The organism is uncultured Lactobacillus sp. (genome assembly GCF_902491705.1).
Lineage (GTDB): Bacteria > Bacillota > Bacilli > Lactobacillales > Lactobacillaceae > Lactobacillus.
The window spans coordinates 19,383-40,235 of sequence record NZ_CABUIW010000009.1 but is presented as its reverse complement, the minus strand read 5'-3'; the positions used below and the strand labels follow the sequence as shown (position 1 = coordinate 40,235).

General features: G+C 36.3%; 24 protein-coding genes. 5 read left to right on the top strand and 19 right to left on the bottom strand.

Going from position 1 to position 20,853, the window contains the following annotated elements:
- Positions 1-39: 39 nt before the first annotated feature.
- The 4 genes from RDN22_RS03215 to RDN22_RS03200 form a co-directional block, all read right to left on the bottom strand.
- On the bottom strand, positions 40-810 hold the full coding sequence (locus tag RDN22_RS03215; protein ID WP_308555848.1) for a LiaF domain-containing protein: 771 nt from the start codon (positions 808-810) through the stop codon (positions 40-42).
- On the bottom strand, positions 810-1,265 hold the full coding sequence (locus RDN22_RS03210) for a LytTR family DNA-binding domain-containing protein (protein ID WP_308555867.1): 456 nt from the start codon (positions 1,263-1,265) through the stop codon (positions 810-812). Before RDN22_RS03210 ends, RDN22_RS03215 begins: the two co-directional genes overlap by 1 nt.
- A gap of 235 nt (positions 1,266-1,500) precedes the next feature.
- Entirely contained in the window at positions 1,501-2,325 is an 825-nt protein-coding gene (locus tag RDN22_RS03205; RefSeq protein ID WP_308555846.1) for a helix-turn-helix domain-containing protein, read from the bottom strand.
- Positions 2,326-2,463: 138 nt separating this feature from the next.
- A complete protein-coding gene (locus RDN22_RS03200) occupies positions 2,464-2,886 on the bottom strand; it encodes a hypothetical protein (RefSeq protein WP_308555844.1) in 423 nt (140 codons plus the stop codon).
- Between the two features lie 220 nt (positions 2,887-3,106).
- On the opposite strand from RDN22_RS03200, the gene RDN22_RS03195 reads away from it, so the two are divergent.
- A complete protein-coding gene (locus tag RDN22_RS03195) occupies positions 3,107-4,066 on the top strand; it encodes an SLAP domain-containing protein (protein WP_308555842.1) in 960 nt (319 codons plus the stop codon).
- A 90-nt stretch (positions 4,067-4,156) separates the two neighbouring features.
- On the opposite strand, the gene RDN22_RS03190 is transcribed toward RDN22_RS03195, so the two are convergent.
- Complete coding sequence (locus RDN22_RS03190; protein WP_308555840.1) at positions 4,157-6,106, bottom strand: sucrose-specific PTS transporter subunit IIBC; 1,950 nt, start codon at positions 6,104-6,106, stop codon at positions 4,157-4,159.
- A gap of 222 nt (positions 6,107-6,328) precedes the next feature.
- Between RDN22_RS03190 and RDN22_RS03185 the strand changes: the two genes are divergently transcribed.
- Positions 6,329-7,777, top strand: coding sequence for a sucrose-6-phosphate hydrolase (locus RDN22_RS03185; protein WP_308555838.1), 1,449 nt, complete (start codon positions 6,329-6,331; stop codon positions 7,775-7,777).
- A gap of 14 nt (positions 7,778-7,791) precedes the next feature.
- On the top strand, positions 7,792-8,778 hold the full coding sequence (locus tag RDN22_RS03180) for a LacI family DNA-binding transcriptional regulator (protein ID WP_308555836.1): 987 nt from the start codon (positions 7,792-7,794) through the stop codon (positions 8,776-8,778).
- A 38-nt stretch (positions 8,779-8,816) separates the two neighbouring features.
- Here the strand turns inward: RDN22_RS03180 and RDN22_RS03175 are convergent, their stop codons facing one another.
- Complete coding sequence (locus RDN22_RS03175; RefSeq protein WP_308555835.1) at positions 8,817-9,452, bottom strand: redox-sensing transcriptional repressor Rex; 636 nt, start codon at positions 9,450-9,452, stop codon at positions 8,817-8,819.
- Positions 9,453-9,637: 185 nt separating this feature from the next.
- Between RDN22_RS03175 and RDN22_RS03170 the strand changes: the two genes are divergently transcribed.
- Both RDN22_RS03170 and RDN22_RS03165 read left to right on the top strand, forming a co-directional pair.
- The gene (locus tag RDN22_RS03170; protein ID WP_308555833.1) at positions 9,638-11,554 is read left to right on the top strand and encodes an ABC-F family ATP-binding cassette domain-containing protein; all 1,917 of its coding nucleotides are present in this window, start codon (positions 9,638-9,640) and stop codon (positions 11,552-11,554) included.
- A gap of 51 nt (positions 11,555-11,605) precedes the next feature.
- Entirely contained in the window at positions 11,606-12,793 is a 1,188-nt protein-coding gene (locus RDN22_RS03165) for a CoA transferase (protein ID WP_308555832.1), read from the top strand.
- Between the two features lie 50 nt (positions 12,794-12,843).
- On the opposite strand, the gene tsaD is transcribed toward RDN22_RS03165, so the two are convergent.
- The 13 genes from tsaD to RDN22_RS03100 form a co-directional block, all read right to left on the bottom strand.
- On the bottom strand, positions 12,844-13,893 hold the full coding sequence (tsaD, locus tag RDN22_RS03160) for a tRNA (adenosine(37)-N6)-threonylcarbamoyltransferase complex transferase subunit TsaD (protein ID WP_308555830.1): 1,050 nt from the start codon (positions 13,891-13,893) through the stop codon (positions 12,844-12,846).
- Entirely contained in the window at positions 13,890-14,462 is a 573-nt protein-coding gene (gene rimI / locus RDN22_RS03155; RefSeq protein WP_308555828.1) for a ribosomal protein S18-alanine N-acetyltransferase, read from the bottom strand. The genes tsaD and rimI overlap by 4 nt, the downstream gene beginning before the upstream one ends.
- Entirely contained in the window at positions 14,446-15,180 is a 735-nt protein-coding gene (gene tsaB, locus RDN22_RS03150; protein WP_308555827.1) for a tRNA (adenosine(37)-N6)-threonylcarbamoyltransferase complex dimerization subunit type 1 TsaB, read from the bottom strand. Before tsaB ends, rimI begins: the two co-directional genes overlap by 17 nt.
- Before the next feature lie 26 nt (positions 15,181-15,206).
- Entirely contained in the window at positions 15,207-15,725 is a 519-nt protein-coding gene (locus RDN22_RS03145) for a folate family ECF transporter S component (protein ID WP_308555825.1), read from the bottom strand.
- A 47-nt stretch (positions 15,726-15,772) separates the two neighbouring features.
- Positions 15,773-16,510 carry an acyl-ACP thioesterase domain-containing protein gene (locus tag RDN22_RS03140; protein WP_308555823.1) on the bottom strand — a complete coding sequence of 246 codons (738 nt, stop codon included), beginning with the start codon at positions 16,508-16,510 and terminating at the stop codon, positions 15,773-15,775.
- A gap of 6 nt (positions 16,511-16,516) precedes the next feature.
- Positions 16,517-17,371: a 16S rRNA (cytidine(1402)-2'-O)-methyltransferase gene (gene rsmI / locus RDN22_RS03135; protein ID WP_308555821.1), complete on the bottom strand. Its 855-nt coding sequence runs from the start codon at positions 17,369-17,371 to the stop codon at positions 16,517-16,519.
- Positions 17,372-17,722: a DNA replication initiation control protein YabA gene (gene yabA / locus RDN22_RS03130; RefSeq protein ID WP_308555819.1), complete on the bottom strand. Its 351-nt coding sequence runs from the start codon at positions 17,720-17,722 to the stop codon at positions 17,372-17,374.
- A gap of 10 nt (positions 17,723-17,732) precedes the next feature.
- Positions 17,733-18,590, bottom strand: coding sequence for a DNA polymerase III subunit delta (locus tag RDN22_RS03125; RefSeq protein WP_308555817.1), 858 nt, complete (start codon positions 18,588-18,590; stop codon positions 17,733-17,735).
- Complete coding sequence (locus RDN22_RS03120; RefSeq protein ID WP_308555815.1) at positions 18,590-18,910, bottom strand: cyclic-di-AMP receptor; 321 nt, start codon at positions 18,908-18,910, stop codon at positions 18,590-18,592. Before RDN22_RS03120 ends, RDN22_RS03125 begins: the two co-directional genes overlap by 1 nt.
- Positions 18,911-18,925: 15 nt before the next feature.
- Positions 18,926-19,564, bottom strand: coding sequence for a dTMP kinase (gene tmk / locus RDN22_RS03115; protein WP_308555813.1), 639 nt, complete (start codon positions 19,562-19,564; stop codon positions 18,926-18,928).
- A 101-nt stretch (positions 19,565-19,665) separates the two neighbouring features.
- Positions 19,666-19,908: a YaaL family protein gene (locus RDN22_RS03110; protein ID WP_308555811.1), complete on the bottom strand. Its 243-nt coding sequence runs from the start codon at positions 19,906-19,908 to the stop codon at positions 19,666-19,668.
- Positions 19,908-20,507 (bottom strand): recombination mediator RecR, encoded by a 600-nt coding sequence (recR, locus tag RDN22_RS03105; RefSeq protein ID WP_025015397.1) that lies wholly within the window; start codon positions 20,505-20,507, stop codon positions 19,908-19,910. Before recR ends, RDN22_RS03110 begins: the two co-directional genes overlap by 1 nt.
- On the bottom strand, positions 20,508-20,843 hold the full coding sequence (locus RDN22_RS03100) for a YbaB/EbfC family nucleoid-associated protein (RefSeq protein WP_308555809.1): 336 nt from the start codon (positions 20,841-20,843) through the stop codon (positions 20,508-20,510).
- Between the last annotated feature and the right edge of the window lie 10 nt (positions 20,844-20,853).

Genomic DNA, 20,853 nt, shown 5'->3' with positions numbered 1-20,853 from the left:
AAAAAGCAATAAAAAATTAGCACTTTTTTATCAAGAGTGCTAATTTTCTTTTTTATGTACGTGATGAATTTCCAGATCACCCATACTGTTTTTACCTTGCAAAATCAGCTTGGTACCTGTGCCATCAGTATAATCGATATCAACATCACCAAAACCACTTTGGAGGTTATTTTCAATTTGCCAATCTTGCGGGACATAGATATCGACGTCGCCCATTGAAGTATCGATATTAACGATTACTTCATCACCAGCGGCTTTAGCATCATCAAGATAAACATCGACATCCCCCATGCTGGAATTAATGGTGATCGTCTTTAAATTTTGTGAATGAACATAGCGGGAAGCATCTGCCATCTTTTCGCTAATCACAACATTGTCGCTATCAACGCCAAAGCTAGTGTCTGATAGAACATGGTCTGCTTTAAAATGATGCGGATTTTTCAAATCTGACCAATTAACGTCAACCTTTTTACCATTAACTACAACCGTTGGCTTTACATTATTTTTAAAAATCAAGCTGAGTCCACCAGAAACTAAAAGAGCCACAAGCAAAATAGTCCATGGTGCTAAAGCTTCAATATGTAAAGGTTCGGCATAGATTATTAACAAAAAGGCAATTGAAAAAATTGATCCATAAAGATTTTTATTAAAAAGAGAATCGATCAAACTTGCTCCAAATACTATTGTCCAAAAGATTGACCAAAATCCCACCGTAAATGGCAATAAATTCAATTGGTCAACGACTAAAAATACGGCGGCGACAATTAAACCAACACCCCAGAAAATTCGACTCCACTTAGCTTTCTTCATTAGTAAACCCTTCTTTCATTCAATTTTTCTTTTAACTCGCGATAATAACGCCTAGAAACATAGACGGTCTTATAAGAATGGTGAAACTGTATCTGGCAATTAGAAATCGACTTCGTCAAAGCATAGATCTGATCTAGATTAAGAATAGTCGACTTGGACACTCGCATGAATTGCCCGCCAAGCAAGTTCTCTAGTTCATACAACTTATATTTCACAACATAGCTGTGATTCTTTGTATGTGCCATGACTTGCTTATCTGCAGTTTCAAAAAATAAGATTTCATTTAAATCAAGGTAATATGCTTTATTGTCTCGCATCCCTGTAATCTGATCGGGATGAGTCGAATCATCTTGCAACCTGCGATAGATTCTCTCGATTTCGGGAGTGATCTTGCTTGCCTTGATGATGACTTCTGAATCTTGATTTTCGGGATCGATTTCTAGTTTGACCTTCAACATTTTCACCTCATTTCTTAGTTGATAATTTAATTAAAACTTCATTTAAAAAGAAAAGCTAGGCTTTTGAACTAAGTGGTCAAAAAAATGTAGTATGTGGTCAATTATTGCTACAAAAAGAAAAGCCACCGCTATAGCGATGACTTTTCATGTGATCAGAGAAGTGAGAGATTTTCCCTCTACTTTATTGTGACGGAAGACATATATCTTTACCAACAATTTTCGTATTCGATATTTATTTTGGAAATCTATTAATAAATCCAGCACAGCCACTATTTTTAAGCATATTTCTTATATTCTTTAATTCCTTAGTATTTCCTTCATAATAGTTTTTAAAATATAGTCCTAATACCTTATACAGCATTAAATGAGGAATATCATCTAAATTCTTTAGAACATTAATTGCTCGATCCGTGCAATCAGTCTTATGATGCTTAATTCCGTTATACAAATAATTAGTACAAATCTGGGCTATCCTTTCTTCAATATCACTAGGATAATTACGAATATTTTCATACTTATCTAGCACATATTTCATCATCACAGAAACATTGCTATAATCCCATAAAAACATCGAGTTACCAAACAACCTAAGAGAATTCTGATTTTCTGTCCAATTTTCTTGGTTAAACATTCTTTTAAAAATCTGCTTCCTCATGTCATCGGTTATTGTACTGTAGTCTTTTTTTAGCACTGCCAAAATTAACTGCGCACGCAATTTTAATTCTACAGAAATATCTGGCAGTGTATTAAAAATATCAATTATTTGCTTAACTCGATCAATATCAGAATTATAGAACGCCTTCTCTAAGTCTAGGGTCAAAAATTTTACATCATGTAATCTCTCTTTTTGGGCATAATTTGATGCAATTAATCTATAAAATTTTGAAATATCTATTTGATGCAAATTAAGTATTTTTAATAAGGTATCAGCATCGATCTTGTGAACGGAATTCTCAATCTTAGAATATTCAGCTACTGAGATTACATCCCCGGCCATTTGTTTTTGTGTTAGCCCTAACACTATACGTTCTTCTCTTAAAGCTTCACCAATTGTCATTTTTCATTACCTAATCACTCAGTTATTACCAAACTTAGTATGCTAACATCATTCCAAGAAAGCCACTAATTCTCGATAACGAAATCTTGGTAAAATATTTTTAACAAAAAATAGCTCTACCAATTAGGCAGAGCCATTTTAATACCACCAGGAAGTCGCAGCTTCCAAAATCACATCTATCAATCCATATTCAATTGCATCTACTAAATACTTTCTATACGCTTGACCAAAACTATCATATTCATAGGTTTTGTTATCTTCTTCGTCAGTATAATAATATTTACCACCTTTTCGACTGCGCAAAGTTTTAATCAAGGCATATACCATTCCCAAAATAAGGAAAATAATAAACAAGCAAAGCGTAAAGACAATCCCGAACCAGCTTCGAATCAAATAACTAATGCATAATCCAATGATCCAAAATAGATAAAGTATGAACGTCCAACCACTAGTAAAAATACGTGGCAATCTCACTTTAGCAGTCAACAAAATCGCTGGTACAATCGGTAAAATGGCAGAAACAAGTAAAACAATGCCATATATTTTAGCAACGTTCTTCACGCCGCCCCAAAAGATGAAAATTATACTTAGAATAAGACTTATCACCAATAACAGCCATGTTCTGTTTCTTTTTACATTCATACTTGGTCCCTTTTCTTGTTAGCTATTACAGAAATCAACTTACTATTATTTTACTATGTTAGTAGCCCTATTAATATCGTTGACTTATCTTTCGGGGGGGTAATAATGATGATACAAAAATTATTGAAAGGTGATTATCATGAAGAAAAATAGATTAGCAGTACTTTTCTCTGCTGCAATAATAACAATCGGTTCTCTAGCCATCTGTCATCCTGTGCAAGCTGCTTCCAAAACAATTCAAACAGTTAGATACAACAACTCAACTAGTGAATACCTCGCTTATAACAAGAATGGTAAATATCTAGGCGGAAAAAAGAATTTAATCAAAACCAATACCGTTTTAAAGTATTACGGTTCTCCTAAACTCATTAAAGGTCAAAAATATGCTTGCTACTACATTGGCAAAGGAAGATACATTCCATTAAACTCGATTGGCAAAGTAGATGGCAAAAACACTTTTCGCTTATTGAACAACAGCTATGTTTACAACGCCAGCGGAAAAAAGATAAGCAAATTGTCTTACAAGTACCCTGTACATTTTTCAGGTAACTTAAAGAAGACTAGCCAAGATAAAAAGTATTTTGTTTTACAACAAGGCCAAAATTATAAAGACGTTACAAAATATTATCTGCCTTACAAAAAGATCAAGAATAGCTACTATTATTCTTTAGGCAAAGGCAAATACATCAATGTTAGAAACGTTGCGGCAATTAACGGTTTGCAAAATTGTTCTAACGGTGAAAAAGTCACAGTAACTGCTCCTAGTAAACAAAAAGTACCAGTTTATGTCGTAAATACTACTGATGATGAAAAAGCAGGAAAATGGCTACCTGGTACTACTGTAATCAACGGTGCTGTTACGAACCGCGTCATCGTAGATGGAAAGACGCTCAACGTTAAATTAGGAGATATGATTGTGGGACAAAGCATCCCTAGCGGTACAACTGTGACTGTTAATGCTAGAACTTGGGGCCCACAATACAAATACCAAATCAAAGGTACTCACACATTCATTGACGCTTCTAACGTTAAAAATACCAAAACTAAAGTCTCAAATTATCTTCCATATTTTGTAGACTTAGACAATTTAACCAATTAATCCAAAACAAAAAGCTGCTTAAGATTATTTCTTAAGCAGCTTTCTTTATTGCTCAATTGTTTTGATTTTGATCATAGAGGGATTCATTTATTATTCGTGTGCAGTAACAGCAATCAACTTATCGCCGTGCTTGTCGCCTGCATCAGTAATTCTTGAAACATTTGCATAGTTAGCAGTGTTAGTAATGACAACCATTACAGTAGTGTCATAGCCTGCCTTCTTAACAGCATCTAAGTCAACGCTGCCAAGTTTGTCACCTTTTTGAACACGTTGGCCTTGCTTTACAAAGCTTTCGAAGTGTTCACCCTTAAGGTTTACAGTATCAAGACCAATGTGGATCAATACTTCTGCACCATCATCTGACTTAATACCATATGCGTGCTTAGTTTCGTAAGCAATAGTAACAGTACCAGTTACTGGAGCATAAATTGTACCATCACTTGGGATAACTGCGGCACCATCACCCATCAACTTAGCTGAGAATACTTGATCGTTAACCTTAGTTAAGCTTTCTGGAGTACCGTCAACTGGTGAAGCAATAACTTCATCCTTTAATGCTAATTGTTCTTTCGAAACTTTTTCTGCTTTTTGATTTTCTTCAGCTTGGCTAGTTGCATCGTTTACTGGTACATCTTGATCAGCAACTTCTTCCTTTAAGTGACCCTTACCGTAAACATAAGTAAGGATGAATGCAACTGCAAAACTGATTGCTACAGATACTACCCACATTGGAATAGTCTTTGGATAAATTGAAAGGAATCCTAAGAAACCAGCTGAACCAAGTGCGGCAGCAGTTACGTGCATAAGACCTGCAAAGGCAGCTGCAACACCGGAACCGATTAAAGCACAGAAGAATGGGAATTTGTATTTTAAGTTAACACCGAAAAGTGCTGGTTCAGTAATACCAAGAAGTGCTGAAACACCTGATGAACTTGCCAAACCCTTCATCTTCTTGTTCTTAGTTAAGAAGTAAATTGCGAAAGTTGCGGCACCTTGAGCTACGTTAGCCATACATGCAGTAACGAAGATAAAGTCACCGGAACTTGCTGGTTTTTTAGCAAATGCTGCTAAAAGTTGAGTTTCAACAGCTGGGAAGCTTTGGTGAAGACCAGTAGTAACAATAGCTGAGTAAGTAAGACCAAAGACACCCATACCGAAGGCACCAGTTGTGTCGTAAAGCCATACGATGGCATTAGTAATAGCATCAGATACACCCTTGAAGACTGGTCCGATAATAGTGAAAGTTAAGAAACCAGTAATCATAATTGAAAGAAGTGGTGTAAATGTGAAGTCAACTGCAGATGGTAAGTGCTTGTGGAAGAACTTTTCCAAAATTGACAATACCCAAACAGCTACTAAAACTGGAATAACTTGGTATTGGTAGTTAGTTTGTGCAACATGCAAGCCAAAGATGTTCCAGAAGTGTCCTGCACCTTGAAGTCCTGGCGTGGTCATAATCATACCAATTGTTGCACCCAGGAATTGGTTAGCTCCGAATCGTTTGGCCGCCGACATACCAACTAGAATTGGCATAAAGATAAATGGCGCAGCTGACATAACTTGAATCATGCTTGATAAGCCAGCAATGTTTGGTGCCATTTGAACAACTGACTTAGGACCAAATAGTCCTGGTGAAGTCAAGAAGTTGTTCAAAGCCATTAACAAACCACCAGCAACCAAAGCTGGAATGATTGGAACAAAGATGTCAGACAAAAGCTTAATGAAGTCCATTACTGGATTCTTCTTTTGGCCTTCAGCTGCTACCTTCTTTAAGTCATCAGTTGATAATTCCTTTAAACCAGTGATTTTAATGAATTCGTCGTAAACGTCATTAACATCCCCTGGTCCAATAATAACTTGATATTGGCCATTGGTCTTAAATGTACCTTTAACATCTGGATCATTATCCAATGCCTTTTGGTCAACCTTTGAATCATCCTTTAAAACTAAACGCAAACGAGTAGCACAGTGAGCACCGGCAATAATGTTGTCGCGGCCCACATCTTTAATTACTCGTTCAGCCACCTTTCTGTGGTCCATATTTGTTTCCTCCTATGTAAACGCTTTATTCTCATTTCACTAACTATGATACCGTATTCAAAAAATATGTCAATCGTTTGACACAAATTTTTGCATTTATTTTTCTAGCTTATAGATTAATAAGTAAAATTAACAAAATATAATATGATAAACGTTTGACACATTTTCCATAATCAATTAAAATATTGTGTAAAGATAACGCTTACATGGAGGCTTTTTATTATGGAATGGACAAGAGAAAAACGTTACTTACCTTATAGTAAATGGGATGCTGACACTTTGCTTCATTTACAAGCACAAGCTGCTAACTCCCCTTACCAATTGCACTATCATTTACACCCAATTTCTGGGTTAATCAATGATCCAAATGGTTTTTCTTACTTTAATGGTGCTTATCACCTGTTTTATCAATCATATCCATTTGGTGCCGTTCACGGCCTTAAATCTTGGGTTCACTTCAAGTCAAAAGATTTAGTTAATTGGGAAAATTTAGGCTTAGCAGTTGAACCTGACTCAATGGCTGATTCTCACGGAGCATACTCAGGCTCAGCTCGTGAAATTGATGGCAAACTATTCTTAATGTACACAGGTAACCACCGCGATGAAAATTGGGTTCGTACTCCTTACCAAATCGGTGCTTGGATGGATAAAAATGGCAAGGTTACTGATAAAACCATCCTATTTAAGAACCCAGACAACATTACTGAACACTTCCGTGACCCCCAAATTTTAAAGGAAAATGGTACTTACTACGCAATTTTGGGAGCACAAGATAAGGAAAATAAGCACGGACACATCGATGTATGGAAATCACAAGACCTTAAGAACTGGGAAGAACTTGGCTTCTTAGATATGGGCACAGGCGATTTAGGCTACATGATTGAATGTCCTAACATTGTTAGAGTAGATGGCAAAGTTGCTTTAATTTTCTGTCCTCAAGGCTTAGACAAAAAGATTGCCAATTACGACGATATCTACTCTAACATGTACATCATTGCTGACGACATTGATTTTGAAAATCATAAGTTAATCAATCCTAGTCCTTTGCAAAACTTGGATAAAGGCTTCGACGTTTACGCTACTCAAGCTTTCAACGCTCCTAACGGTCATGCTTATGAAATCAGCTGGGTTGGTCTTCCTGACACTACTTACCCAACAGATAATGAAAACTGGGCAAACTGCCTCAGCCAAGTTAAGGAATTATCTATTAAAAATGGTAAATTAGTACAAAAGCCAGTACCTGCTATGCAAGAGTTGCGCTTCAATGAACAAGAAATTTCAGATCAAGTAGATGCAGGACAACAATATGAAGCAGAACTCACTATTAAAGCTGGTCAAAAAGGCAGTCTTTACCTTGCTGCCAACAGCGATTTAACTCAAGGTCTTAAGCTTGATTTTGATACTGAAAACGGCACAGTAATTCTTGATCGTTCTAACGCTGGACAAAAAGTTTCAGTTAATTACGGCGAAACTAGACAAGCTAGCTTTGATGCTAACAGCGACTTAAAGTTAAACATCTTTATTGATCATTCATTAATTGAAATCTTCGTTAACGATGGTGAAGAAGTTATAACTGGTCGTTACTTTGCAGATCAAGCCAATACTAAATTCGCTTTTGCACAAGATACCAACTATAATGGTAAATTATGGCAAATGAAAACTATTCTTTAAATAAGGTGATATAGATGGCAGCTAAATTAAGCGATGTTGCCAAAGAAGCCGGTTGTTCCGTTACTACGGTTTCACGCGTAATTAATAATCATGGGTACTTAAGCCAAAAAACAAAAGACAAAGTTTTTGCAGCAATGCGAAAATTGAATTATCAACCTAATTCTCTTGCCCGTTCTCTTCAAGGCAAAAGAATGAATCTAGTCGGCTTAATTTTCCCAGGTATTACTAATCCATTTTTTGCGGAATTAGTGCAAGATATTGAAGAAGAATTATTCAAAAAAGGCTACAAGGTCATTATGTGCAATGCTGGCCGTGACAAAGAAAAAGAGCATGAATATTTACGCATGCTCCAAGCCAATCAAGTTGATGGGATCATCGCCGGCGCACATAATTTAGGAATTCAAGAATACAAACAATTAGGTTTGCCCATTGTTTCTTTTGACCGTAAGTTATCTGACAATGTCCCTATTGTTAGTTGCGATAACTATCAAGGCATTAAGTTAGCTATGCGTGATCTAATTCAAGCTGGCTGTAAAAAGATTTACTTTTTGGGTAATGAACACAAAAAAGGCAACCCAACTGATGAACGATTGGATGCTTATCTTGATGAAGCAAAAGAACATAACTTAACACCACATATTCGTTCTGTTGCCTTTTCTGATTCTTCTAATATTAAAAATATGCAGATTCACAATATGTTGGTAGATGATCAACCTGATGGTGTAGTTTGCACTGATGATTTAACTGCTATCTTAGTTTTACAAGAAGCTAAGAAGTTAAACATCAAAGTTCCTGAAGAATTAAAGGTAATCGGATTCGATGGCACTCGCCAAATTCAAACTTATCATTCAGAATTAACTACTATCGCTCAGCCAATTCATGATATTGCGACACTGTTAGTCGATTTATTGTTAAGAAGAATTGCGCATCCTGATGAAAAGTTAAAACAAAAGAACTACAAGTTGCCCGTAAAACTTATTAAAAGTGAAACAACTGCATAATAAAAAAGCCGAGATATCTCGGCTTTTTTAGTTACTAATTAATTTTCTTTATCACTATCTAAGAAGTAAATCAAAGTTTGCAATTCAGTTGCTAAATCTACGTTTTGTACACGAACATCAGCTGGAGCGGACAATCTAATTGGCGTAAAGTTCATGATTCCCTTTACTCCTGCATCTACCATTTCATCAGTTGTTTTTTGAGCTGCAGTTGAAGGCACAGTTAAAATTGCAATGGTGATTTGTTGGTCACTCAATTGTTGTTTTAAATCATCCATATCATAAACGGGAACGCCGCTTAAAATACGACCAGTAATTTCTTTATTAATATCAAAAGCACATGAAATTCTGATATTGTTACTACGTTTAAAGTTGTAATTTAATAAGGCACGTCCTAAATTACCTACACCAATTAAAGCAACGTTAGTTAAAGTATCTTGATTCAAAATCTTTTTAAAGAATGTAAGCAAGTTCTTAACGTCATAACCATATCCACGCTTACCTAATGCACCAAAATAAGAAAAGTCTCTTCTAATTGATGCACTATCAACTTGAACAGCTTCTGACAATTCAGTTGATGAAACCTTGTCTTTGCCTTCTTCATTTAAAATAAGCAAATAACGATAATATAATGGCAATCTTTTGGCTGTTGCCTTTGGAATCTTTATTTTTTCCATTTGAAGCCCTCCAAACCTACTTTATGTTTGTGAATGTACAATCAAGCACTACTATCATAACTGTTAATACACCATTTACGCAAGTATCTTTTTCACAAAGATACACTTTTTCACATATTTAATATAAGAAAACGAGTACTATTGCGGTTGCGGCATATGGTAAAATAATTGTTAGGTGAAAAATTATGATTATTGCACAAGGACACGATTTAGAACAACAATTTGGTGCCAACACGTTATTCAAAAACGTTACTTTTTCAATCGATTCAAATGCAAGAATCGGCTTAGTTGGCCCTAATGGGGTTGGTAAAACTACCCTATTAAAAATTATGACAGGTGAACAAGAACCTACTCATGGAGACTTTACCGTTAATAAAGGTATTGATGTAGGCTACATCGCTCAGGAAAATGCTTTAAATGAAGACAAGACAATCTGGGATGAAATGGAATCAGTTTTTGCTCCATTAATTCAAGAAAGCAAAAATTTGGTAAAGCTGCAAGAAAAAATTGCTGAACATCCCGAAGATCAAGAATTGTTAAAGCAATATGATCAAAAGCAATTTAATTTTGAGCAAAAAGGTGGCTACACTTACCAATCAGATATTAAGAGTATTCTGAATGGATTTAAGTTTCCTGAAGACACTTGGCAAAAGCGCATTGGCAGTTTATCCGGTGGTGAAAAAACTAGATTAGCTTTCGTTAAATTACTTTTAAGAAAGCCTGCATTGCTTTTACTTGACGAACCTACTAACTACTTGGACTTAGATACGCTTGATTGGCTGGAAAGTTTTCTTAAAAACTACAGCGGCGCAATCTTAGTTGTATCCCACGACCAGTACTTCTTGGATCACTTGGCAACTCAAATTTTCGAATTACAATTTGGAACATTGACTGCCTTTACTGGCAACTACTCTCAATATGTAGCTGAGCGCAAACTTCGTGATGAAACTCAACAAGCTGCTTATGAAAAGCAACAAGAAGAAATCAAAAAAGACGAAGAATTTATCCAAAAGAACATGGTTCGTGCTTCTACAACTAAACGAGCACAAAGTCGTCAAAAGAAATTAGACAAGATTGAACGGATTAAACCACCAAAGTCTAAGAGCAAAGTAAAGATTCACTTTAGTAGTGAACGACCTTCCGGTAAGGAAGTCTTGATTTTTAATGATTTATCTGTTGGTTATCCTGATAAGACAATGATTTCGGACATTTCTTTCCAAATTAATAAAGGCGATCGTGTTGCCGTAATTGGACCAAACGGAATTGGTAAATCAACTCTTCTTAAGACAATTATGAAGCAATTGACTCCTAAGAAAGGCTCAATTAAGTATGGTGCATCCCTTGATATCGGCTACTATGACCAAGAGCTTCAAGGTCTTGACCCATCAAAGACCGTACTTGATACCGTTTGGGATCGTCACAAGACAATGCCTGAGCGAGATGTTCGTTCAATTTTAGCTAGTTTCTTATTCACTGCTAAAGACATCGATAAGACAGTTGGTCAACTATCCGGTGGTCAAAAAGCTCGTTTAACTTTAACAGTTCTATCACTTGAACACGATAACTTCTTATTAATGGACGAACCTACCAACCACTTGGACATCGATGCTAAGGAAGTTTTGGAACAAGCTTTGCAAGACTACGATGGTACTTTGCTCTTCGTATCTCACGACCGTTACTTCATTAACAAATTAGCTAACAAGATTGTGGTCTTCCGCGATGGTCACGCTAAAGTTTATAACGGTAACTACTCATACTATCTTGATGAAAAAGCTAAGCAAGCTGCAGCTGCCGCAAACGCAGAAAGTGATGCACCAGTTGTTAAGCAAGTTAGCGAGCAAAAGCTTTCTTACCAAGAACAAAAGCAGCGTGATTCACAAAAGAGAAAATTGCAACGAGCAGTTGATCAAACTGAAAAACAAATTGAAGAATTAGAAAAACAAGCAACTGAAATTCAAAATGAAATGGCTAATCCTGAAATTGCCACTAACTTTGATAAGCTAGGACCTCTTCAAGAACAATTAACCGAAGTTCAAAATAAGACTGATCAAGCCAATGAAGATTGGGAAAAAGCCATGACTGAACTTGAAAAATTTGAATAAACAAAAAGCTGCTGAAAGGCAGCTTTTATTTTCATAGAAAGTGTAACTTTTATGACTGAACCAAATTACAGTGAATTAGAAGAAAACAACCCTCACCTTGATAAAAATAAACCTTACCCTTTAAGTGATCTTTTAGTAGTTGATTTTACTCATGTATTGTCTGGTCCTACCTGCACTAGAATGCTGGCCGATGCAGGAGCACGAGTAATTCATATTGAAAGAAAAACTGGTGATGACACTCGTCACATGGGTCCATACATTGCGGATGGTTCTAGCGAATATTTCAGAATTTGCAATGCTGGCAAGGAGTCAATTGCTTTAGATTTAAAGGATCCTAAAGATCATGCTTTAGCTGAAAAAATGATTGCTAAAGCAGATGTTGTTGTCGAAAACTTCCGTCCTGGCGTAATGAGCAGATTAGGCTTTGATCCAGAAGAAATGGTTAAGAAATATCCAAAGTTAATCTTTGCTTCTATCTCAGGCTTTGGTCAATATGGTCCTTGGTCAAAACAAGCTGCTTACGACACCATTATCCAAGCCGTTTCAGGATTAATGGATGCTACTGGTACTCCTAAAGGTAAACCAACTAGAGTCGGCACTTCCGTTTCCGATGTTGTTGCCGGAATCATGGGCTACAGCGCAATTATGACTGCTTTAGTTGCACGTGAACGCACTGGCAAAGGGACTACAGTTGATGTTTCTATGCTAGATTCTACATTCTCACTGATGGTGCAGGACTTAATGCTTGCCTTAGGGCCACATGAAGTGCCACACCGTATCGGTAATCGTCACCCAGATATGTATCCATTCGATACCTTTGATTGTAAAGACGCTCCAATTGCAATTTGCTGTGGCAACGATCACTTATGGAGTCTATTATCTAATGCATTGGGTCATCCAGAATGGATTGAACAAGCAGAGTTTAAGACTAACGACTTAAGAGAAAAGAATTGGCAAAAAGTTAAAGATGCTATGCAATCTGTCCTTGAAACTAAGACTGCAGCAGAATGGGATAAAATTTTACACGAAGCAGGTGTTCCTGCAGGACTTGTACTTAACGTCGATAAGACTCGCCGCCTTGATCAAATTATTGATCGCGGAATGGTCAAGACCTTACCAGATGGTAATGAAGTTTTAGGCTCACCAATGAAATACGGCAATTGGAATTCATATGGATTGCAAAAAGATGCTCCTAAGCTTGATGAAAATGGCGACACCATTCGCAAAGAATTTGAATAAACAAAAAACAGTCTTGAAACTAATCAAGACTGTTTTCTTATGCTTATTTTTTAGTTCAACATACTGTTAGCATATGGTAATTCCAATGATGGATCAGCATTCAAAGTTAAGTCCGCAAATTGACCATCATTGTAAAGGTTATATGCGGCAGCACCAATCATTGCGGCATTATCACCACAAAGCTTAATGTCAGGTAAAATTACCTTTGGTTGTTTGTCCTTAGGTAACTTAGCAATTTCTGCACTCATGCGGTCACGCAAGCCGTGGTTTGCGGCAACCCCACCACCCATGATAAAGGTCTTAGGCTTGTATTGCTTAATTGCACGAATAGTCTTATGAGCAAGCACATCAATAACTGCAGCTTGGAAACTAGCAGCTAAGTCGTACTTGTTCAACTTTTCATGAATTTGGTCTGCATGGTGGCAAGTATTAATAAAGGCAGACTTAAGACCTGAGAATGAGAAGTCATAATCATCGTCTTCCATCATTGCACGTGGGAAGTTAAAGGTATCTTTACCTTGATGAGCCCATGAGTCAATAGTCTTACCAGCTGGGTAATTTACGCCAAGTACACGACCGATCTTGTCGTAGGCTTCACCTGCAGCATCGTCACGAGTATCACCGATAATTTCAAAGTGAACTGGATCTTTTAATAAAACAATTTCAGTGTGACCACCAGATACTTGCAAAGCAAGAGCTGGATATTCAATCTCATCCTTCAATTGTGCGGCCATAATGTGACCCATAATGTGGTCAACACCGATCAAAGGAATACCAGTAGCCATTGAAGCTGCCTTAGCTGCACTAACACCAATTAAAAGTGCACCAACAAGTCCAGGACCATAAGTTACAGCAATTGCATCAATATCTTTCCAAGTACAATTTGCTTCATTTAAAGCTTCCTTAGTAATTTGACTAACTACTTCAATATGATGACGACTGGCAACTTCTGGTACTACCCCACCAAAACGTTGGTGACTTTTAATTTGAGTTGCGACAATTAAACTTTCAATATCACGTCCATTTTTGATAACAGCAGTGGAAGTTTCATCACATGAACTTTCGTAAGCTAAAATCCGAATATCTTTCTTTTCACTCAAAACGTAAACTTCTTTCTTTTAATCTGGTGTGGCTTCAGCCATAACACCATATTCATTGCATCAGTATGTGTATCTTGATAATAATCTTTCCGAATAAAGTTTCCTTCAAAACCCAATGATTGATACAATCTTTGAGCAATCTCATTATCAGTTTTAACTTCTAAAGTTACACGATCACTATCATTTTCTCGAGCACGATCAATCATCATCTGCATTAAATAGCGTCCAATGTGTTGATGCTGGTAACTTGGTGCAACTGCAATATTGGTAATATGAGTTTCTTCAGGACTAAAACGTGCCCCAATAAAAGCAACTAAAGTGGATGCATGATAAACAACCAAATATAAGGAATTGCGTCTTTTTCTTAATTCTGTTTCAAAAGAGAACTTATTCCATGGTGTTCGACCTGAATATACTTGTTCTTCCAAGACCAATAAATCAGGAATATTATCATCTGTTGCTTGCATTATTTGCAAAACATTACCATTCACATTCGCCATAAATGGCGTAAAACTCATATCAATTCGATTAACTTGTGGATGGAAAAATTGATTAAACTTCTTCAACATAATGACTATCAGGTTCGAATGGTTTACCTGTTTTCTTATGCCAGTCTACTTCTGCTTGTGTTCTGCGTAAGTAGCGTGGTAACAATTTATCTGGATCAATTGGAGTTGCTGAAACAGCTAATTGTCCAATTAAGCCGGCATGAATTACATTTTGGTCGTCATTGCCGTATTCATAAGGAATATTCAATGACTTTATCTTTTCATCTTGCTTATCAAGGCCAGAACCTACAAATACTATCTTCTTTACGTCGTTTTCAGCAACATATTCTTTGATTGCCTTAATTAAAGCATCGATATTGTAGTGGCCATCTGGAATAACATTCTCTGGAATATCGCCACTTATGTAGCCGCCAGCAAAGTAATTATCATTTCTAGCATCAAGCCCAGCAATTACAAGAGCCTTTTCATCAACGCCTTTAGCTAAAGCTTGTAAAGTAGAAATACCAACAACTTCTTTATTTAAAATGCTGGCAAACATCTTAACTGTCGTAATTCCAATTCTTAATCCAGTATAAGAACCAGGTCCGATTGCAACCGCAAAGCGATCAATATCTTTTAAAGTTAATTTGTTTTCTTTTAAAATTTCATCAATTAATGGATCGAGATGTTCGCTATGATTACGTTCGTCTCGTTCATTTTTTTCAACAATTACTTGTTGATCCTCGTTTAAAGCTACGCTCAAATGATTAGTAGCTGTAGAAACACTTAAGATTTTCATTAGTATTATTCTCTTTCCGCTTTAAATCACTTTTTTATTTTAACACGAGAAACAGCTTGCAATACAAAGTAGGTCACTACCATTTGAATCCATGGCACAATCATTTCTTTAGGCAAACGTTGAATCAAAGCCGCTTGGAAGTTCAGATTATACATAATATGCAACCATAACGTGTTCATACCAATGTTTACGATAAGAGTAACTAAAATGGTCGAAGCGATTATCCGCCAAATTTTTACTGGTTTATTGTATAAAAACAAAGCATAAATCAAAGGTCCAGCCATTGCAGTTAAAGTAAAGCCAATAAAGAAGCCGCCTTGATTACCAAAAATTGCTGAGCTGACTAAGTCGCTAATTCCGCCGCCAATTGTCCCCCATACTGGGCCGAAGAAGTAACCTAACAATACGCTCCCAATAAAGCCCAAGCCTACTTTAACAGTAGTTGGTCCAAATGAAAACTGTTCAAGAATAATCTTCATTGCAACAACGATTCCCAAAAAAATCAGTTGTTGTAAATCTGTTTGCAAAATCTTTTTAACACTCATCCGCTATCTCCCTCCCATAAAAAAAGCATGACTAAATTGTCATGTTTTTATTTTATCTTACGCCAATTTAATTCACAAACTGCTTGCACAGTTCCATCATCAGCTTTAATAGCATGATATGAAGTGATTTTATCATCTTGAATTAAAGTCATGCAAGAATTTACATTTTCACCATAATGCACTTCTTTATCAAACTTGATATCGATAGCACTCACTTCATGATCGCGCAAAAAATCACGATCCATCATATCAATAAACCAGCTGAAATAGTGACTGTTAGTCACATGATGATTAGTATCTAAGTCGTCATAACGTGCGCGATATACTCGCTTATTATCGTATTCTTCTTGTGGTCTGAGTCGAGGAAAACGCGGCATCTTCTTAAGTAGTGGTGCGCCCCAGTCTTCCATCATTTGGATATCGGCTGGAACCATGTGACGCTTTTTCAAATCCAGCATCACCCATTGGCTTTTCACATCAACTAAAGTATTGCCAGCTTCATCTGCTACACCAAAATCACGATACTCAAAAAAGCGGTTATAACCACTCGCTTCTGTACTAAGCTGCACTTTGTCATTAGGCTTAGGCAACTTATTAATATCAAAATGATATTGAGTAACTACCCAGCCCAAGCCACGCTTTACTAAATCATCTGTACCGGCTCCACCTTGATCTAATTGATGCTCTGAAGTCTGCATTAACAAATCTACTAAAGCAGGAATCTTTAAGCGACGATTTTCATCACAATCTTTAAATTCAACTTGATAATCTTCAGTATATTTCATTAATAATTACCTTTGATGATATTGATCATACAATTCATTCTTAGAAACATTGTGCTGCTTAGCTACTTGCTTAATAGCATCTTTTTTAGATTCACCCTTGTCTACCAAGTCATTTACCAAATCAATCAACTCTGACCAAGATAATTGTTTAGGAGCTTCTGTATTTGGTGAAATCAAGATTACGAATTCTCCTCTTGGAGCATTTTCACTGAAATAATCAGTTACTTCTTTAACCGTTCCACGAATGAATTCTTCATGAATCTTAGTTAATTCACGTGCTGCTACGATTTGTCTGTCTTCTGGCAAAACAGTACTTAAATTCTTTAAAGTCTTAGCTAAACGGTGTGGTGCTTCATAAAAGATTGAGGTAGCTTTAGCTTCCTTCATTTGTTCAAAATATGGCTTTTGTTCTGACGCTTTTCTTGGCAAAAAGCCATAGTAAGTAAATGGTTGAGCATCAAAACCTGAAGCAATTAAAGCTGTCGCAAAGGCAGATGGACCAGGAAGAGGTACTACCGGAATATCATTTTTGATACATTCTTGCACCAAGATATAGCCTGGATCTGAAATTACTGGCATCCCCGCATCACTAATTTCTGCAATCACAGCCCCATCTTTCATCAATTTAATTAATTCTGGAGCACGTTCTTTAGAATTATACTTATGAAACGAGATCATCTTATTGTGAACGCCAATTTTTTCCAATAAAATGCCACTCGTTCTAGTATCTTCTGCAGCAATATAATCAGCAGCGGTTAATACTTTTTTGGCTCTAATAGTAATATCTTCCAAATTACCAATTGGTGTAGGTACTAAGTAAAGTTTTCCTTCATCTTTAGCATAACTGCTTTGACGCTTCATTTATCTACCGTCCTTTTTCATACCCTTTTTTTCACCAAAATTATCTAAGATATCAAGACAAAACATACAGTCTGCACTAGGATCACGGTGAGAACCATAGTACATATTACAAATATGATAGCCTGAGTCATAGATCTTCTTCAGTGATTCCAATCCACTTTGCGTTTTAGTTTCAGGTGCTGGTTGATTTGCAGTCAGCTTATCCAACTTTTCATGCAATAGTTGATTTTCAACTTTTAATTCAGTATTTTCTTTTAAAGTATCTAAAATATCATTTTCAAGACTAGCAATAGTCTTAGCCATATTTTCTGTAGTTTCTTTTACCTTTTTTAACTTTGAATATGGATCCAACTTAAAACACCTACTTCCATTCTAGAGCAAGATAATCTAACGCATTACGCAAACTAACATTGCTCAAACGCATCTTGTCTACCTCAATTAAATTCTTTAACATCTGAGCAGCAGCCACCATTTTACGTGGATCGTTTAAATCATGCTCTGCTAATATTTTTAACCTAACCAGAATATAACGCTGTTCTGATACAAGCTTAGCATTTTCAGACAACTTGTGCGCACTAACTAAAGCTAAACTGTTATGTTCAAGCATTTCTTGATAAAAATACTTAATTTCTTGATCTCTTTTTTCTAAATTGCCTAGTTCATCAATTTCATCTTTAGAAAAGCCATTTTCTAGCAATACTGCAGTTTTATCATTAGGCTTTTCTCCATTATCAAAATTGATAATTTGTGTTCTTGAGCGAACTGTAGGTAGAATTTGATCACTGTTATTAGTAATTAAAATCGTAACTACTGGCGCAACAGGTTCTTCAAGCAAATTAAGCAAGCCATTCGCGGCAGATAAAGTTAATTTTTGTGCTTCGTTAATAAAGAAAAAGCGCCGATTACTTTCAACTGGACTTTTAGCTAATTCTTCTTTAAGCGGTCTTACCTGATCTATTCCTAAAGTTTGCTTACCTTCAGGCCCTACAAGGAGCACATCCGGGTGGTTACCAGACAAAATTTGTTTACAATTCTGGCAAGTTCCATCTGGTTTATTTTCGCCAGTACAGTTAAACAAGCATGCTAGCCAATATGCTGTGTTAAGTGCACGACTTTCATCACTATCAACAAAAAGATAACTATGAGCTAATCTCTTCTGCTCATATGCTCGACGTAAAAATTGGGTTTGCTTAATACCCACATTTGTAATATCAATCATTAGAATTGTTTAAACTCATCAACTGGGACAACAAAACAAGTTGCACCACCAACTGTAATCTTCATCGGCTGAGCAATTTCAAATCCAGTTGAAACCATATGTGGTGTTGCAATCTCTTCTCTTGCCCGAGATTCTTGCTTAATTATTTTTAGAACATCATCTACTTTTTCATCTTCGCACCCAATTAGGAAGGTTGTATTTCCTTGACTTAAAAAGCCACCTGAAGTTGCTAATTTAGTTGCACGAAAATCATTTTGAACAAATGCCCTTTGCAGATTATTCGAATCTTCTTTTTGAACAATAGCAATTACTAATTTCATTGATTTAATCAGTCCTTAAAATATTTCTGGCATACGCTTTTTTAATGCACTAATTACTTGATCTACAACTTGGTCAATTGGTTGAGTTCCATCAATGGTCACAAAGCGTTCTGGATACATTGCTTTTACTTTCAAAAAGCCTTGGTAGACCTTTTTATGAAAAGCAATGTTTTCTTGTTCTAAGCGGTCTTCTTGACCTGGACGCAACTTCTCAATTCGGCTAAGACCAATTTCAGGAGCAACATCCAAAAAGAAAGTCAAATCAGGATCAAGTTTGTTTGTAGCAAAATCATTGATCTGCTTAACTTCCTTAATTCCTAAATCACGACCTTCGCCTTGATAAGCTAAAGAACTATCAACAAAGCGATCAGAAAAAACAATCTTGCCTGCTTCAAGTGCTGGCTTAATTATCTCTTCTACGTGTTGACTTCTTGCTGCAGCATATAAAAGTGCTTCAGTTTTAGCATCCATTTTATCATTGGCTGGATCCAAAATAATATCGCGAATCTTTTCAGCAATCTTTGATCCACCTGGTTCACGCGTCACAATATATTGTGGTTTGAGTTGCGTACCAATTTTAGCCAATACTTCTTTTAAAACCGTGCTTTTTCCTGCACCATCTGGGCCTTCGAAACTAACAAAATAACCTGTCATAAAATCCTCCATAGGTCTATTTTACAGAAGTTTCACAGAGATTAACAGTCCTAGCAGTTTTTTATTGAGTAAAATAAAAAAGCCCCAAATTGGAGCTTCTTTTACTGAGTGATTGCATTAGTGATACCACTAAATCTTGTGCCTCGATGACGAGCCTCATTATACAAAAAAGTATATTTGGCTCTCAAAATCTTGCCTTGGATATAATTATCATCTGACAAATCTAAAGTAGTTTGATCTAAATCTTGCTCTAATGCAATTTGATTTTGCAGCTTTTCAATCTCGTGTACCAACTTTTGGTCGCCGAGTTCTTTGATTTTTTTATCTCTTCTGTTTTTAGCCATTATAGAGTCGTTCTTCCTTGCACTGCCCTCTTCAAAGTAATTGAATTGGCATATTCAATATCACTACCGACAGATAATCCTGCAGCAAGGCGTGTAACCTTAATACCTGCTGGCTTAATCAATTTGCTGATATACATCGCGGTTGATTCACCTTCAGGAGTTGAATTAAGGGCCAAAATTACTTCTTTAACTTCATCATGTTTTTGCAAACGAGTAATTAAAGACTTGATATTAATTTCTTCTGGTCCAATTCCATCCATTGGTGATAGTACACCATGAAGCACATGATATAGACCACTATATTCACCCATATCTTCAAAAGCCATTACGTCTTTAGGTTGTTCAACCACCATGATCGTTGTTTGATCACGGTTAGGATTTGAGCAAATATCACAGATATCTTTTTCAGTAATATTGCCACAGATAGGACATTGATGGATATCTTTCTTCACTTGAATTAATGCTTTAGAAAAATCTTCTACATCTTCTTGAGGCATATCCATTGTGTAAAAGGCTAATCTAGTAGCCGTTTTTTCACCAATGCCTGGAAGCTTCATATAAGCATCAATCAGATGAGCTATTGGTAATGGATATTGCAATTACATCAAGCCTTTCGTGTACTTGCCCAAACTTGCTTGAGTTGCTTCATCAATTTGAGCCAAGCCTTTGTTAACAGCATCAATTACTAAATCTTGCAACATATCTGGATCATCTGGATCGATTGCTTCTTTATCAATCTTAATATCCTTAAGCTTACGATCACCAGTAAATGTAGCAACTACCAAGTCATCTGCTGACTTACCAGTAAATTCTTGAGCGGTGATGTTTTCTTGTTCTTCTTGCATTTGAGCTTGCAACTTCTTAGCTTGCTTCATCATTTGTTGCATGTTCATGCCGCCCATGCCCATACCGCCGAAATTAGGTCTTCTACTCATTATAAAATTT

Bases quoted from the DNA above. Each gene is read 5' to 3' on its own strand.
- RDN22_RS03215 (WP_308555848.1), bottom strand. From the start codon at position 810: ATGAAGAAAGCTAAGTGGAGTCGAATTTTCTGGGGTGTTGGTTTAATT.
- RDN22_RS03205 (WP_308555846.1), bottom strand. From the start codon at position 2,325: ATGACAATTGGTGAAGCTTTAAGAGAAGAACGTATAGTGTTAGGGCTA.
- RDN22_RS03195 (WP_308555842.1), top strand. From the start codon at position 3,107: ATGAAGAAAAATAGATTAGCAGTACTTTTCTCTGCTGCAATAATAACA.
- RDN22_RS03190 (WP_308555840.1), bottom strand. From the start codon at position 6,106: ATGGACCACAGAAAGGTGGCTGAACGAGTAATTAAAGATGTGGGCCGC.
- RDN22_RS03185 (WP_308555838.1), top strand. From the start codon at position 6,329: ATGGAATGGACAAGAGAAAAACGTTACTTACCTTATAGTAAATGGGAT.
- RDN22_RS03180 (WP_308555836.1), top strand. From the start codon at position 7,792: ATGGCAGCTAAATTAAGCGATGTTGCCAAAGAAGCCGGTTGTTCCGTT.
- RDN22_RS03175 (WP_308555835.1), bottom strand. From the start codon at position 9,452: ATGGAAAAAATAAAGATTCCAAAGGCAACAGCCAAAAGATTGCCATTA.
- RDN22_RS03170 (WP_308555833.1), top strand. From the start codon at position 9,638: ATGATTATTGCACAAGGACACGATTTAGAACAACAATTTGGTGCCAAC.
- RDN22_RS03165 (WP_308555832.1), top strand. From the start codon at position 11,606: ATGACTGAACCAAATTACAGTGAATTAGAAGAAAACAACCCTCACCTT.
- rimI (WP_308555828.1), bottom strand. From the start codon at position 14,462: ATGTTGAAGAAGTTTAATCAATTTTTCCATCCACAAGTTAATCGAATT.
- tsaB (WP_308555827.1), bottom strand. From the start codon at position 15,180: ATGAAAATCTTAAGTGTTTCTACAGCTACTAATCATTTGAGCGTAGCT.
- RDN22_RS03145 (WP_308555825.1), bottom strand. From the start codon at position 15,725: ATGAGTGTTAAAAAGATTTTGCAAACAGATTTACAACAACTGATTTTT.
- RDN22_RS03140 (WP_308555823.1), bottom strand. From the start codon at position 16,510: ATGAAATATACTGAAGATTATCAAGTTGAATTTAAAGATTGTGATGAA.
- rsmI (WP_308555821.1), bottom strand. From the start codon at position 17,371: ATGAAGCGTCAAAGCAGTTATGCTAAAGATGAAGGAAAACTTTACTTA.
- RDN22_RS03125 (WP_308555817.1), bottom strand. From the start codon at position 18,590: ATGATTGATATTACAAATGTGGGTATTAAGCAAACCCAATTTTTACGT.
- RDN22_RS03120 (WP_308555815.1), bottom strand. From the start codon at position 18,910: ATGAAATTAGTAATTGCTATTGTTCAAAAAGAAGATTCGAATAATCTG.
- tmk (WP_308555813.1), bottom strand. From the start codon at position 19,564: ATGACAGGTTATTTTGTTAGTTTCGAAGGCCCAGATGGTGCAGGAAAA.
- RDN22_RS03110 (WP_308555811.1), bottom strand. From the start codon at position 19,908: ATGGCTAAAAACAGAAGAGATAAAAAAATCAAAGAACTCGGCGACCAA.
- RDN22_RS03100 (WP_308555809.1), bottom strand. From the start codon at position 20,843: ATGAGTAGAAGACCTAATTTCGGCGGTATGGGCATGGGCGGCATGAAC.